The 15,351-nt window shown below is 42.5% G+C and carries 11 protein-coding genes; 10 read left to right on the top strand and 1 reads right to left on the bottom strand.

Annotation, left to right across the window (positions count from 1 at the left end; translation table 11 throughout):
• Nucleotides 1-265: 265 nt before the first annotated feature.
• The 8 genes from F7734_RS12750 (at nt 266) to F7734_RS12715 (ending at nt 12,423) form a co-directional block, all read left to right on the top strand.
• Entirely contained in the window at nt 266-730 is a 465-nt protein-coding gene (locus F7734_RS12750; RefSeq protein WP_155745072.1) for a Spy/CpxP family protein refolding chaperone, read from the top strand.
• A gap of 86 nt (nt 731-816) precedes the next feature.
• On the top strand, nt 817-1,764 hold the full coding sequence (locus F7734_RS12745; RefSeq protein ID WP_155745070.1) for an S-layer homology domain-containing protein: 948 nt from the start codon (nt 817-819) through the stop codon (nt 1,762-1,764).
• Nucleotides 1,765-1,951: 187 nt separating this feature from the next.
• On the top strand, nt 1,952-3,277 hold the full coding sequence (locus tag F7734_RS12740) for a GTPase (protein ID WP_155745069.1): 1,326 nt from the start codon (nt 1,952-1,954) through the stop codon (nt 3,275-3,277).
• A gap of 158 nt (nt 3,278-3,435) precedes the next feature.
• Complete coding sequence (locus F7734_RS12735; protein WP_155745067.1) at nt 3,436-3,699, top strand: hypothetical protein; 264 nt, start codon at nt 3,436-3,438, stop codon at nt 3,697-3,699.
• 317 nt (nt 3,700-4,016) lie between these two features.
• Complete coding sequence (locus F7734_RS12730) at nt 4,017-9,425, top strand: caspase family protein (protein ID WP_155745065.1); 5,409 nt, start codon at nt 4,017-4,019, stop codon at nt 9,423-9,425.
• A gap of 142 nt (nt 9,426-9,567) precedes the next feature.
• Complete coding sequence (locus F7734_RS12725; protein WP_155745063.1) at nt 9,568-11,763, top strand: caspase family protein; 2,196 nt, start codon at nt 9,568-9,570, stop codon at nt 11,761-11,763.
• Nucleotides 11,764-11,875: 112 nt separating this feature from the next.
• Nucleotides 11,876-12,067, top strand: coding sequence for a plasmid partition protein ParG (locus F7734_RS12720; protein ID WP_155745062.1), 192 nt, complete (start codon nt 11,876-11,878; stop codon nt 12,065-12,067).
• Nucleotides 12,068-12,117: 50 nt separating this feature from the next.
• Nucleotides 12,118-12,423, top strand: a complete 306-nt coding sequence (locus F7734_RS12715; protein WP_155745060.1) for a hypothetical protein — start codon at nt 12,118-12,120, stop codon at nt 12,421-12,423.
• Here F7734_RS12715 and dcm read toward each other — a convergent pair.
• Nucleotides 12,420-13,307, bottom strand: coding sequence for a DNA (cytosine-5-)-methyltransferase (gene dcm, locus F7734_RS12710; protein ID WP_155745059.1), 888 nt, complete (start codon nt 13,305-13,307; stop codon nt 12,420-12,422). The genes F7734_RS12715 and dcm overlap by 4 nt on opposite strands.
• A 191-nt stretch (nt 13,308-13,498) precedes the next feature.
• Here dcm and F7734_RS12705 point away from each other — a divergent pair, with 191 nt between their 5' ends.
• A complete protein-coding gene (locus tag F7734_RS12705) occupies nt 13,499-14,005 on the top strand; it encodes a DUF393 domain-containing protein (RefSeq protein ID WP_155745057.1) in 507 nt (168 codons plus the stop codon).
• A 264-nt stretch (nt 14,006-14,269) separates the two neighbouring features.
• Nucleotides 14,270-15,187, top strand: coding sequence for a ribonuclease HI (rnhA, locus tag F7734_RS12700; RefSeq protein ID WP_155745055.1), 918 nt, complete (start codon nt 14,270-14,272; stop codon nt 15,185-15,187).
• The last annotated feature ends 164 nt before the right edge of the window (nt 15,188-15,351 follow it).

The raw sequence follows: 15,351 nt of genomic DNA, 5'->3' as shown, positions 1-15,351 counted from the left end.
CTTTAGCCCTACCTACACAAAATTTTTTATGATTCCTTTCAACCTTTCATAGAGACATTATTCCTATTTTGGCAACCGTGAAATAGGACTTAAGTACTAGTCAAAGTTAGTACTTTAGGCTTAAGCCTGTTCAGGAATTTTGTTCCATGTATGACGCGAGCGTAAATGTTTAAAGTTAGGGGTTAGTAGGGGCGCAAGGCATTGCGCCCGTGCATAGTTAGTGGTTAGTCACTAACAACCAACAACCAACAACTAACAATCCTTTATGAAACCTCAACTTATCTCGATTCTAATTGCCACAATAAGTTTTGCGATCGCATTTGGGGATGCCAAAATTTTTTCTCAACCTTCCAATGAACTGGGAATACTGAAAGTTAAACCTAATAATGGAGCCATTTCACAAGGAGAATCTTTGCTCTCAGGCAAAGATATTAACCTAACTGATGAACAAAAAAAGCAAATTTGGCAAATTCGGCAAGAAATTTTGCCTCAAATTTCAGAACTGATACCTCAGCCACAATTAACAGAAGAACAAAACAATCAACTCCAATCTGGTCAACGCGTACAAATTACTTTACAAGCGCCAACATCCGAGCAAAAAGTTAAATTGCAAGAACTTATGCAATTATATATGCAAAAAGTAGAAGCAGTTCTCTCTCCCGAACAAAGGCAAAAGTTTCGTGAGAATGAGAAAGATTTAGTTTTGTTTCAACAGCGTGTCAATTGGTAAAAAGCCTTATATCGCTAGAGGGATAAATCAATGAAGTTATTTCTTTAAAATTACAGTTAAAAGAGATATATTCGGGGGCATAACTAATGAATGGGTTACTGCGGTTATTTTTACCACTTATATCTTTGCCAACTTTATGTTTACTCTTACTGTCTGAAGTGCCAAAAGAAACTTACGCTCAAAATTCAGTGCAACCAATTTTTCCTGATGTAAAGCCTGATTATTGGGCGCAGCCATTTATTCAGGGGCTAGCAGAGAAAAATATAGTAGCCGGGTATCCTGATGGCACATTTCGACCCGAACAGTCCGTCAATCGTGATGAGTTGGCTGCCATGATTGAGAAGGCTTTCAATCAACCACCAGTCCGCCAAATATCTAGCGGTGCAGCTTACAAAGATGTCCCGGAAGGTTATTGGGCAGCTCCTGCTATAGAAGATGCTTACGAACAAGGATTTATGACAGGTTATCCTGGTGGTGTCTTTCGTCCCAATCAAAATGTTTCCAAGGTTGACGCAATAGCTGCTTTATCAAAAGTAGTCAATCCAACTTCTACAAATGCACAAACAACGAGTTCATCAGTTGCTACCGCACCAGCAACGACTCAACAAGCAAGAAAACCAACGAGGAAGTTTGCACTGTTACCGTTGGCGATGACTTCCTTAATGCAGCCATTATTAATAGCAAAAGCCAATGCAGCTAGTGTAGCTCCAGCACAACAGATTGGTACGGGTGAAGAGGCAAAAACAAGCGATCGCTCAGCAAATGCCAACCGACCTGATTCATTTGCCATAAAAGATTTATACAGAGATGCTGGAGAAATCCCTCAAGACAAAGTCGATGAAATCGCAAAAGCAACTAGGGCAAATATTGTAGTAAATTACCCAGAACTTAACGTTCTTAATCCCCGAAAAACTTTATCTCGTGGCGAAATGAGTGCCTTAGTTTACCAAACAATGGTAGCCCAGGGAAGGATGGAACAAATACCTATTAATACACCTGCTTACCAGTATATTGTGCGTCCTGAAAATAGATAAAATATGAACAGCGATCGGTAACCAGTGACCAGTGACCATCTCTCGTTCCCAGGCTCCGCCTGGGAATGCCTCAAGAGAGGCTCCGCCTCACGTACTTAAGAGGTGGGAGGCGGAGCCTCACAGTCTGTATTCCCAGGCTCCGCCTGGGAACAAGGTAACTCCCCAATCCCTAGTTCCTATCTCACCAATGACTGAGCAAAGCGATTCTGACTTGCCATCTACTGATTCTCAACCATCCAGTAAGCCGACTCTAGAGGAACATCTCAAGTCTGGTGAAACTTCATTGAGAAGTTCTGCAGCAGCCATTTGGAATCAAGCAACAACACGTTTCCTGAAACTCTTACCTGTAGACCAAATGGCTCAAACATTAGTTAAATGGTTTAGTGTCAGTGAAAGTCAAGTTGCAGAAATTTTGGAGAGAGTTCGAGCAGAACTACCGACAACAGAAGCTTTATTGATTGGGAAACCCCAAGCGGGGAAAAGTTCAATTGTGCGGGGATTGACAGGAGTTTCTGCGGAAATTGTAGGTCAGGGATTTCGCCCTCACACAGAACACACTGAACGTTACGCCTATCCTTCTAACGATTTGCCCTTGCTGATTTTTACGGATACGGTAGGACTAGGAGATGTAAGTTGCGAGACTGTGGGGATCGTTCAAGAATTGCTAGGGGATTTGCAACAGCAGAATCATGGCGCTAGATGCCTGATTTTAACTGTGAAAATTAATGATTTTGCAACGGATACCCTGAGGGAAATTGCTCGATCGCTACGTCAAAAGCATCCAGAAATTCCCTGTTTGTTAGCGGTAACCTGCTTGCATGAAGTTTATCCCCCCGGTACAGAGGATCATCCGGCTTATCCACCGGAGTATGAGGAGGTGAATAGAGCATTTAGCGCCATGCAAGAAGCTTTTGCAGGGTTGTGCGATCGCGCTGTCTTGATTGACTTTACTTTGGAAGAGGATGGTTACACGCCAGTATTCTACGGTTTGGAAGCGTTCAGAGATACACTTGCAGACTTGCTTCCAGAAGCAGAAGCTCGCGCAATCCATCAGTTATTAGATGAGGATAGGGGAAAAGAAATTGGTAATCTTTACCGAGATACTGGGCGGCGCTATATATTAGTGTTTTCTGTCATGACAGCTGCGATCGCAGTTGTACCGCTACCATTTGCGACCCTACCAGTACTTACGGCACTACAAGTATCAATGGTAGGTTTGCTAGGAAAATTATACGGACAAACATTAAGCCCATCACAAGCTGGAGGCATTGTCAGTACAATTGCCAGTGGTTTCTTAGCGCGAGCAATTGGACGTGAGTTAATCAAATTTATACCAGGTTTTGGCAGCGTCATAGCTGCTTCTTGGGCAGCTGCATACACTTGGGCGCTAGGTGAAGGCGCTTGCGTTTACTTTGGTGATTTGATGGGTGGCAAAAAACCCGATCCACAAAAAATTCAGTCAGTTATGCAACAAGCGTTTCAGGAAGCCAAAGATCGTTTTAAGGCAAAGTAAGCAAATTAGCAGAATTATACCAAAAACAGTTTAGAACCTAACTTTTCAAAAATTATCAAAACCTCGTAGGGGCGCAAGGCATTGCAGACGGTAAGTTGGAAGCTTTAGCCTCCGAAGCGATCGCCCTCATTTAAAGCAGGGCAATGTCGTGAAATCTGATGCATTACACAACGCGAAGATTTTGTTCGTGCTATGAGGCTCTCCCTGAAAACGTACAGGAAATAGCAGATCGATGCTATGAACTATTGAAAGCCGATCCGTCTCATCCATCGTTGCACTTCAAAAAGATTGGAAAAAAGTATTGGTCAATTCGGGTAGGGCTAGATTATCGGGCTAATGGTGTTGAGGTGGAAGGTGGCATTTCATGGTTTTGGATCGGGACTCATGCAGAGTACTATAGGTTAATTGGGGAGTATAGTTAATATTTGTAACAAATGTGATTTTTTTGGGCATTTCTAGTTATACCTTATATGAGATTAAAAGAACTACGTATAAATAATCATAAATTAAAATGGTAAAAGAATATTAATATACTTAGTACTTAAAAAGTTAATGGTCAGTGTAAGTGCTTAAAGTTACTAAAGGTAACTCGAAAAGTCATTGAAGAAATTTGCTCAAGAGAAACAATTCCAAAGAGTTAACAACAGTGGGAGTAAGGTCAGGGGTGACTACGCCATACGTAAAGATAGGAAGATTAAATTCCTCCATCGTGCTTTCCTAGAACTCAAGAAGAAGTTTAATGAAGAAGTGGGATAAAAATAAAACAAATTTTGAGCGTAATTTAGCAGTCATCATTGGTATCGATCGCTATGACAGTTCGGGAATTCACGATCTCTCAACAGCAGTCAATGATGCAAGAGCGCTCGCTAACTTGTTGCAAGAAAACTATGGCTATAAGGAAGAAAACATTATCCGTCTGTTCTCACCTCGTCCTGACGATACCACTCTAAAGGATCTGAAACAGCCTTACCGTGAAGCAACTCTAGATGAACTCAACACGCTACTTGAAGAAACCCTACTTCACAAACTGAAGCCAACCGAGGGCGATCGCCTACTCTTGTACTTTGCTGGTCATGGCATTCCTCAAGAGAGCAAGGATGGACCAGCAGGTTACCTCATACCGCAAACGGCTGAACTGGGAAACCTGAAAACATACTTATCTATGAGGAAGTTGCATGATGCTCTGAGTCAACTTGAGTGTCATCACTTGCTAGTAGTTTTAGATTGCTGTTTTGGAGGAATGTTTCGTTGGGCAAGTAGCCGAAAACTTATTTCTGTTCTAGAAACCGTTCGTCGAGAACACTACGATCGCTTCATTCGCTACCCAGCATGGCAAGTTATCACCTCTGCTGCCCACGATCAGGAAGCTTTAGACTTATCAATCGATCGTCGCAAAAGCAACGAGAGCTTATCTCACTCTCCTTTTGCTCAAGCGCTGATTGAGGGATTACAGAATAACAAAGCTGATGTCATACCCGATGGTGTAATCACTGCCCATGAACTCTATCTTTATTTGCGCGATCGCGTTAGTCAGTTATCTCGCGAACAGCAAACACCAGGTCTTTATCCCATGAGGTTGGAGTATGACAAAGGCGAATACATTTTCACCCGACCGGGTTTTAAGCGAGATGACTTAACACAAGCACCTCCATTGAATGAAGAAAACAATCCCTATCGCGGACTCAAACCCTTTGAAGAAAGACATTCACGCTTTTTCTTTGGAAGAAAGGCATTGGTAGAAGCGTTATCCTATCGACTTGTCAAATCTCATCACCCGCTTACGGTTGTTTTAGGTGCATCAGGTTCTGGCAAATCAAGTCTAGTTAAAGCAGGATTACTGCCTTATCTTCGGGAAGAGCAGAAAAAGGAGTCGCAAGCACAAAGTTGGTACATTCTCGATCCCATGCGTCCTGGCAAATCGCCCTTTACGGAGTTAGCTAGAGCGGTTCTACCCATCGCCAACAGCAATTTGATTGCTCAATTAGCTCAAATCAGCTTTTTGGATAAAACATTTGCTGATATTCTTAACCTCAATTCAGAGCAAAAGCAAAAAATTGCTAGCCCAAACCCAACTCAATCCGATAGTCAAGAACGACTATTAAGTAATGAAACCTTTGATGAAACTAAACTGGCTGAATGTTGGAATAATGCTACGCCTGAAGCTAAATTGTTGCTGGTAGTTGATTACTTCAAGCAGTTAAAGCGATTTTGTCATCAATCCCAAGAGCAAAAACAACTTTCCGATCTCTATCATGCAATTGAGCAAACTCTCAACCCACTTATCAACGCTCTTCAGCATTCGCCTCAGTCCTTCACGAATTTGATGTCAGCATGGAGCCAAAATTATCCAAATACAAAACTCCTGCTCGTCATTGACCAGTTTGAAGAACTCATTACCATGAACCAAGAGGAGAGAGGACGTGTAGAACAGAGCGATTCGCAGGAAGAGGATGAGCAGAAGGAGTGGCAACTGTTTTTATCGCTTTTGAGAATTGCTTTGGCAGAATATCGTCGGCAACTGTATGTTGTGCTAACATTGCGTTCTGATTTTGAGCCTCGGTTCCTCAACTCAGATCTGAAGTCTCACTGGAAGAGCGCTCGGTTTCCGGTAAGGGCGATGAACTCAGATGAGTTGCGGGATGCAATTGAGGGTCCTGCTTTAAAACGAGCGTTGTACTTTGAACCACCGGAGTTGGTAGGTAAGTTAATTGATGAAGTGGGGCAGATGCCTGGAGCATTACCATTGCTCTCGTTTACCTTAAGTGAAGTATATATTAAGCTCTATGAGCGGTGGACAAAAGATAAGAGTACAGATCGAGCTTTGCGAATCGAAGACTATGAGGAACTTGGCGGAGTTGCAGGAGCACTAACTCGTCGTGCGACTCAAGAGTATGACAACCTTGTGAGATATTTTGGTGAAGAATCGGGCAAGGCATACCAAGCAACGATGCAACGGGTGATGCTGCGGATGGTGACGATTGAGGGAGGAGGCGTCGCACGACGACGAGTGCTGGAGTCAGAATTGGTGTATCCAGATTCGGAAGAGAACAGGCGTGTGGCGCAGGTAAGCGATCGCCTAGTCAAAGCCCGTTTGTTGGTAAAAGCCCAGGAGACAGGAGAATCATACGTGGAACCAGCTCACGATTTTCTGGTGCGAGGTTGGGAAAAGTTGCAAGAGTGGATCAAGGATAACCTGGAAAATCTCGCTCTACAACAGCGTTTAGCACCTGCTGCGAATGATTGGGAAAATAACCAAAATGTTGGACTTCTCTTACCTGATGGCGATCGCCTGAACCAATTGGAAAGAATTTTGAAACAGCCTGATAACTGGTTGAATGCAAGAGAAAAGAGGTTTATAGAAAAAAGTATTGAGCGTAAAGAAGCTTTGAACAGGCAGGCAGAGATACTTCAAGTGACTGCTGAGTTACAGGAGAAAGCACCTCAAGTTCTGAATTTACTGCCTATCAATCCTTTAGAAGGCTTACTCCTTGCAATTCAGTTAATGGGTAAGAATTTAGGGAAGTTTTCTGAAAAAATTCTTACCCCAGTAGAGAGCAGTTTACGTGAGGCTCTTGAAGTAGCACGAGAACAAAATCTTTTTAGAGGACACAATGACTTGGTTAATTGTGTTGCATTTAGCCCAGATGGTCAGTATATTATCAGTGGCAGCCGAGACAAAACTGTACGTCTATGGGATCTTCATGGCAATCAAATCAAACAACCATTTAAAGGACATACTGAACCGATTAACTCTGTTGCCTTTAGTCGAGATGGTCAACTTATTGTCAGTGGCAGTCAGGACAAAACTGTACGACTATGGGATTTTCATGGCAACTTAATTATGCAATTTGAGGGTCATGAAGCTAATATCAGTTCTGTTGCTTTCAGTTCAGACAGTCAGTACATTGTCAGTGGCAGTCGAGACAAAACCGTGCGGCTATGGGATCTTCAAGGTAATCAAATTGGTACACCCTTTAACGGGCATGAGGATGGAGTCATCTCGGTTGGTTTCAGTCCAGATGGTCAGCATATTGTCAGCAGCAGTCGAGACAAAACCGTGCGACTATGGGATCTTCAAGGTAATCAAATTGGTACACCCTTTAACGGGCATGAAAATACAGTAATTTCCGTGTGCTTTAGTCCAGATGGTCAACATATTGCGAGCGCTAGTCAAGATAGTACTATTCGACTATGGGACAGAAAGGGCAATCCTGTTGGTGCTTCTTTTAGAGGACATGAAGGCTCGGTTATGTCTGTTGCTTTCGCTTCCAATGGTTTCTGTTTAGCTAGTGGAGGTGCTGACGGAACTATCCGCTTGTGGGATAAAGAGAGCAATCAGATTTGTAAACCTTTACGAGGACATAAAGATGCTGTTATGTCTGTTGCTTTCAGTCCAGACAATCATCATATTGTTAGTGGTAGCGATGACTCAACTTTAAGATTATGGGATATTAACAGTCATTCTTTTGGTAAACCTTTTAGTGGTCATAAAGATGAAATTATTGCTTTAACGTTCACCTCAGATAGTCAGTATATTATTAGTGGTAGCCGAGATGGCATTATTCGTATCTGGGATCGACAAGGACGGCTTATCAAAAACCTATTGACAGGGAATGAAGACTCTATATCATCTATAGCTTATAGTTTGGATAAAGAATATATTGCCATTAGTAAAGAAGGAACTATACAGCTTTTAGATTTCAATGGCATCTTTGTATCTGAGCCTTTTAAGGGACATTATGCTTCTATTACTTCCATGTCCTTCAGTTTAGATGGACAATACATAGTCAGTGGTGACGAAGAGGGAGAAGTCCGACTTTGGGATTTACGAACGGGTACTCAAATCGGCAAATCCTTTCAAGGAGATGCGGTTTATGCTACTCGTTCCGCGCAATTTTTGCGAGCAGGGATATTTGTAGCACTCAGTTCTAATAATCAGCGTATTATTGCTATTGGTGGAGAAACACTAAAACTTTGGAATTTAGAGAATGATAGCTCTATTATTAAATTCCCCACTCTAATTTCTCCAGCCCATCAAGGAGGTAACATTCAATCTCTAGCTTTCAACCTTGGAGGTATTCTTGCTACTGGAGATTCTGAAGGAACGGTACAGCTATGGGATTTTGATGGCAATCCTATTGCTGAACCTATTGAAGCATTTTCGACTGCTGTACTTTCGTTAGCCTTTAGTGCAGATGGAAAGTTTATTGCCTGTGGCGACCAAACTGGGAAAGTTCGGCTCTTAGATCTTGATGGCAATCCTATTGCTGAACCTTTTGACGGACATCAAGCAGAAATTCTCTCAATAGCTTTTAGCCCAGATGGTCAATATGTTGTCAGTGGCGATGGTCAGGGAGAGATTCGATTATGGGATCTCCAAGAGAACTGGGAAACTAAATTACAAGAGGCTTGTGAGCGCTTGCGTCATCATAGTGCTTTCAAAAATCCTCAAACTGAAGTAGAAAAAGCAGCTTGCGAAACTTGTAGACGATATGTTTGGCATGATAAAGCTTTTGAGGCATCTAGTATTTCTAAGATAAATTCTGACACTCTGAATTTACTGCAAGAGGATGATTTAAAAGCTCAAGAATCAGAAGCTTTAATTAGACAAGCTAGGAACTTAGCTCAGTATAAAGGAGATATTGAAGGTGCAATTAGTAAATTTCAACAAGCTTTAAATTTGAATCCTAATCTGGATATCGATCCAGTAAACGAAGCAAGAAAGATGGCAGCAACAGGTTTAATTGAGAAAGCTCGAAACCTTGTTTATAAAGGAAAATTTCGAGAGGCTATTGAAACCTATACAAAACTTCAATTTCATAATTTGGAGTCTGAGTTTCCTGCTGATGATTTGAATCACTTATGTTGGTTTGGTTGTTTACAAGGATATGCTTCTGATGTAATGTTCGCTTGTGAAAAAGTAGTAGAGATTAAAACTAGTGAAATTAGTTACCGTGATAGCCGAGGACTAGCTAGGGCATTAACTAATGATATTGAAGGTGCTATTGAGGACTTTCAAAAATTTATTGCTCAAACTAGTGATGAGGTGAAAAAACAACAAAGACAGGATTGGGTTGAGGCTCTGCGTAAGGGGAAAAACCCTTTTACTTCTGAGGAACTGAAGAGCTTACTTGATAAATCTCTTTAGTTTTTTTAACAAAACACCTGAATCTTGATATGTAAGTAGAAATGTAAAGAAAGCTTGATTTTTGATTTGGTTTACGATCTACAACATTGCTGAGCTAAGCATTTTCTCTTGTTAATTATTGTTATAGAGATATTAGATTTATATGACTGACAAAATTGCTCAAACACCAAATTTGTACGCACTATTAATCGGAATCGACTCTTATATGCCAAACGTATTGCCCGGAGGTAGTCGCTACAAAAGTCTTGGTGGGTGTGTACGAGATATCAACCATGTAGAAGCATTCTTAATTGATGAGCGGAAAGTTCCAAAAGAACAGATTTTGAAGCTGACAGCTTCAATTAGTGACCCTAATGAACCTACCAAACCTCTAGAACCACCAGAAAAACTACCAACCCGCCAAAATACGATCGATGCCTTTAGGAAACTGGGGAAGATGGCTCCCGAAGGATCTCAAGTATATATCCACTACTCAGGTCACGGCGGACGAGCAAAGACAGTTTTCAAAGATAAATATGGTGAGTATATTAAGGGTGAGGATGGAATTGATGAGGGATTAGTGCCTACGGATATTGGCACTTCGGAAGGACAGTATCTCCGCGATCTCGACTTGGCACAACTATTGAAGGAATTGGTAGATAAAAAACTGATAGTTACGGTGGTGTTGGATTGTTGCCACTCTGGAGGTGCAACGCGAGGGGATGTAGAAATCCGAGGAATTGAGGGAGTTGATGACAAACCTCTTCAACCCGGTCAAGAACTTGTTGCATCTCCAGAAACTCTAGCAGAAACTTGGCGATCGCTCACCGAACAAACCACTCGCGGACTAAAAGCTTCTGGACTTCGCGCAGCTAGAGATTACGTGCTGTTAGCAGCGTGTCGTCAAAATGAGTATGCTTACGAGTATGCCTTTAATCGGGAAACAAAAGAGCGAAATGGAGCACTCACCTATTGGTTGCTCGATACTTTAAGACAGCAAAACCCCGGATCAACTTATAAAGATTTGTTCGATCGCATTAATGCCAAAATCAACAGCCAATTTCCCCAACAAACTCCAATAATAATGGGTGAAGCCAACCGCATCGTTTTTGGAGATGAGTTTGCGGAAACTATTTATGCAGTTCCAGTTTTGAAGGTGGAGAAAGATACAGAAACAGTCGTGCGGGCTAGGTTAGGGGTTGGTCAAGTCAATGGTGTTGCAGTAGGAGCAGAATTTGCTGTCTATCCTCGTACCATAACGGATTTAAAAAATAAAGAGAATCGAGTGGCGATCGCTACAATTATTCAAAGGGGAGCAACTGAATCTCTGTGCCAGCTTCAACCAATTGAGGGCAAAGAGTTTAAGGTTGAAGATGGAGATCGAGCGGTTTTAGTCACTCCATCAATTAATCTTGTTCGTAAAGTTTCCCTGGTTTATCAAGAAGAAGCAACAGCAGTAGAGGTGGGTGAACCCGATCGATTACCGCCTAACAAACTTTTGCCAGAAATCTTTAAACACCAAGAGGATGCTTTGGAGGCAATTAAAAAAGCTCTCCCTGGAAATGGCAAGGGCTGGGTGGAGTTAGCAGAAGAAAAAGTCACGGAGGATGATTTTGAGGGAGTTGCTTATCAAGTGGCTGTTAATAATCAGGGAGAATATGAAATATGCGATCGCACTGGACACCCATTTCAAAATATCGCTCCTCTAAAAGTCAGCGATCGTGATGCTGCTGCCACAGTGGTAAAACGATTAGTTCATTTAGCAAAATATCATGCGACAGCAGAGCTAGATAACAAGGATAAAACTTCACCCTTAGCAGGTAAGCTAACTCTTAAGTGGCTGGGAACATCAACTATATATCAACCAGGAGATGATATTCCACCAAAATCTCAGTTGAAACCGTTTGCCGATCCAAGCGTTCCAACTGTCAAAGTAGGTGAATATGTATTCCTGTCAATTCACAACACTTCCAACCAAGATCTCAATGTTGCTGTCCTAGATATTGCTTCTGATTGGTCAGTCGAGCAAATTTACCCTGGTAAGAACGAAGGAAGTTTAGTGACAATTGAACCAGGTAAAAAAGAAGTTGTGCCAATTCCAGCAGGTTCAGTTGGTGAAGATAATGTGAAAGTATTTGCTACAGTGAGTTCGGCAAACTTTCGCTGGTTAGAACTGCCATCACTCGGTCAAGAACTTGAGCGTAAAGGATTAGCTCGTTCTGGTAATCCACTAGATGCTCTCCTTGCAGTAATTGATGAGGATAAGCCACCAACTAGAAAATTGTCTGTAGCTGCTTCTCCTAGCCGAGAGTGGACAACGAGACAGATCGGTTTAACAGTGGTAGCTCCCAACAAGTGATGATAGGCAATTAATTCTACAATACCACGTAATACGCGCATACCTGTTATACGTGGTAGATTTTGTTCATAACCGTATGCGAGAATGCTAGATAACGAGTATAAAAGTAGATATGCCAAAACATATTCCGCCCGGTGCGGCGGAACTTAGCGTTTACATAGATAAGGAATTAAAGATGGAATTTAAGTTGACTTGTGTAGCGCAAAACAAGTCAATGAGTGAGGTTATTGGTGAGTTAGTTAAACAATGGGTTGATTCTCAACCTCAAAAACAATCACCAAAAAACCGTGAGGAGGTAGTATGACCTAAAGTGGGGGAGATAGGTTAGACAGAATTGAAGCGGGACTTGAGAACTTGAAGCAACGACTTGATTCTCAGGTAGAGGTAAATGCCGAGTTGAGAACATCGGTGGAAACCTTAAAGAATACAACTGAATCTTTGCGAAACTCTGTTGCCGACTTTAGAGCGAGTGCTGAAGCATTACTGGCAACAACTCAAATTCATCAGCAGAACTTTGAAACAATTGCTCAGGAAATGCGCCAAATGAGAACGGATATTAGTCAACTTCAAGCATTTGAGCGTACCACCAGTACCACACTCGATAGAATGGGGTTGATTTTAGATTACCTAGTTAGACGTGGTGATAAAGGAGATAGCTAAAATCCGTTTTTCTCAATATCTAAAATTCGCTTTCCGATCCATTCACTAATGCTTGGGACGATGGCGTTGCCAAGGAGTCTCCCTCGACGACCGTCCAACCTGGGGGAAAACCCATCAGCCTCTCCCATTCTGTCCAAGTCAAGTTTCTCGCCACACAGTATTGGTCGGTCTGAATGACCTCCTTGATGTCCTCCAGTTTGGGCACGTAGCGTGGGGCAGATGCTTTGTGCCAAGGTATACCCGAAGCCACCGCGACGTTGTACCACAAGCGGAGGGTTTCCGAAAGCGCTTTGATGAAAATTGGATCTAGCTTTCTTCCGGCTCGATTCTCTCGTCGAAGTATCCCAAGACAATTCGCTGCTGTTAGTAAAGAAGTGATAGGCACGTTCCGATCTAAAACTTGCGATAAAGAATACTCTGTCTCGGTTGTGGGGTAAGCCCGCATGCACAGCGTTGCACGATACCCATCCCCCCAAATACCCATTCTCTTCCAACGTGTTGATAACTGTCTCAAGAGCGTTTCCTTGCTCTGCTGAGAGTAAACCGGGCACATTTTCCATGACCAGCCAAGTTGGCTGAACTTCTCTAACCAATGCCATAAACGTGAAGAAAAGACCACTTCGCTCGCCTGAGAGTCCTCTTCGGTCTGTGTTGGCAGTGCTGATGTCTTGGCATGGCCATCCCGCGCACCAAAGTTCAGAGGTAGGGATAGTTGTTGAATTGAGGGTCGTGATGTCGTCATGAAAAGGTATATGTGGCCAATGGCGCTTGAGTATCTGTTGACAGAAAGGATCTATTTCACACTGAAAAACAACACGCATTCCCGCTCTTTCAAATCCGAGATCGAAACCACCAATACCAGCAAAGAACGAGGAAACACGCATAGCGACAATGAATTTAGGATTGTGCAGTCTAACCAATCATAAATGATTAATTCTTCGTATTTTCGTATTTGTATGCAAAACCTACGCAGTATTGGATGAGATATAAGCTTTACATGTCATAAATTTTTTGCAACATATCCTTAATTTTCTTAAAATATTTAAGTATATCTTAACATTGCTTGTAACTACCTATGCCATCTTCCAAAATTCAGTCCTCTGAATCTCCTGAAGTCACTCAAGTAACCTCTGTACCCTCATGGCAAATCAAGTTGTTGTACGACGGTGAATGTCCGTTATGTCTGCGAGAGGTCAACTTTTTGAAAAGACGAGATGCAGGTCGAGGTTTAGTGGTGTTTGTAGATATTGCAGACGATAACTATACCCCTGAAGCTCATGGTGGTATTGACTTTGAAACGGCGATGGGACGAATTCATGCCGTGCTTTCTGATGGTACTGTTATTAAAAATGTGGAAGTCTTTCGTCAAGTTTATGAAACTCTAGGAATGGGTTGGGTTTATGCTGCGACCAAATTGCCCATTATCGGACTTATCGTTGATGCACTCTATGAAATATGGGCTAATTTGCGACTTGCTCTTACCGGACGCTCAGACATAGCAACGATTGTTGCTGAACGTCAAAAGCGTATTGAAGGCAAGAGTCAAGGACGTTGTAGGCTGACTCCTAATAGTGAATGTTAATGCAATACTGCAAGGGCTGAGAATTTTTGTAGGTTGGGCTTTCCCCTTGGGGAAACCCCAGCAATCAACCTCATTAGCAAAGCATTCACCACTAACGATGTACGGGTGCAGCAAGCGCTGGCATTGCCCACCCAACTAACCACCAACCACCAACCACTAACCCTTAAATCAACAGAGTTAGCAATTATGCTAACCTTAATTATCCTTTCTATATTTTCAGAAGCTCTGGTTCTTAGCGTCTTGGCAGTTATATAATTATTACTTATGTCTTCACTTCCTAAAATCGAAAGCATATACACAGATGGGGCTTGTACCGGAAATCCCGGACCGGGAGGTTGGGGGGTAGTTGTTTATTTCAGTGATGGTTCCACTCATGAAATGGGCGACGGGTACCCTCAAACCACAAACAACAGAATGGAAATGCAAGCAGCAATAGCAGCCCTTGAATTTCTCCAAGAATCAGGACAAACCCAGCCAATCACCCTTTACAGTGATAGTGAATATCTTATTAATAGCGTTACCAAATGGGTAAAAAGCTGGAAAAACAAAGGCTGGAAGAAGTCAGACGGGAAACCCGTTCTCAACCAAGATCTCTTGGAAACTCTAGATCGACTCAATAACTATAAAGTTAAGTGGGAGTACGTCCGGGGCCATGCTGGTAATATTGGTAACGAACGCTGTGATGCGATCGCCCGTGCTTATGCAAACGGTAAAATTCCCTCTTTAGAACAAATGACCTTCTCTTACAAAGACGGACAAAGAGAGCAAAAAAGTGAGGGAAATTCAACCAGAGCATCCGATTTTGAGTCAGACTCTACAGTAATTACCAAAAAGAAACAAGAAATCAGGATTCTTGAAACCAACATAACCAATCCTATGGAACCACAAACCTCTCATACTAGCCCTGTATCTGAAGAAGTACCCAGAGAAATGAGGGTTACGCAACTCCGTAATTTAGTAGAAACCCTCCGCATTGCAGACGAAATAGCAGAAAAAGGTTACTTAATTACAAGTTCCGAACTTGCAGATCTGATGGATGTGCATGCAAGTGCAGTTACCAGCCGTGGCGACGAATGGCGATGGCGGAATTGGATTGTTTCGCGGGTACGGCGTGAAGGGAATCAGATACTTTGGGAACTAGAACGGGGCGATAAAGTGGCGAGTGAGGAGGAAGGGGATTAGGGCATTGGGCATTGGGCATTGGGTAGACAAGGTAGACAAGGTAGACAAGGTAGACAAGGTAGACAAGGTAGACAAGGTAGACAAGGTAGACAAGATAGAAGGTTCTCCTGTATCTTCCTTGTCCCCCTTGTCCCCCTTGTCCTCCTTGTCCCCCTACCCCCTAC

This window comes from Scytonema sp. UIC 10036, from assembly GCF_009725235.1.
The sequence above is the reverse complement of the archived record's forward strand: the minus strand, read 5'-3'. Positions and strand labels throughout refer to the sequence as shown.

Coding starts and splice junctions, on each gene's coding strand:
- F7734_RS12720 (WP_155745062.1), top strand. CDS start 11,876: ATGCCAAAACATATTCCGCCCGGTGCGGCGGAACTTAGCGTTTACATA.
- dcm (WP_155745059.1), bottom strand. CDS start 13,307: ATGCGTGTTTCCTCGTTCTTTGCTGGTATTGGTGGTTTCGATCTCGGA.
- F7734_RS12705 (WP_155745057.1), top strand. CDS start 13,499: ATGCCATCTTCCAAAATTCAGTCCTCTGAATCTCCTGAAGTCACTCAA.
- F7734_RS12730 (WP_155745065.1), top strand. CDS start 4,017: ATGAAGAAGTGGGATAAAAATAAAACAAATTTTGAGCGTAATTTAGCA.
- F7734_RS12725 (WP_155745063.1), top strand. CDS start 9,568: ATGACTGACAAAATTGCTCAAACACCAAATTTGTACGCACTATTAATC.
- rnhA (WP_155745055.1), top strand. CDS start 14,270: ATGTCTTCACTTCCTAAAATCGAAAGCATATACACAGATGGGGCTTGT.
- F7734_RS12735 (WP_155745067.1), top strand. CDS start 3,436: ATGCATTACACAACGCGAAGATTTTGTTCGTGCTATGAGGCTCTCCCT.
- F7734_RS12745 (WP_155745070.1), top strand. CDS start 817: ATGAATGGGTTACTGCGGTTATTTTTACCACTTATATCTTTGCCAACT.
- F7734_RS12750 (WP_155745072.1), top strand. CDS start 266: ATGAAACCTCAACTTATCTCGATTCTAATTGCCACAATAAGTTTTGCG.
- F7734_RS12740 (WP_155745069.1), top strand. CDS start 1,952: ATGACTGAGCAAAGCGATTCTGACTTGCCATCTACTGATTCTCAACCA.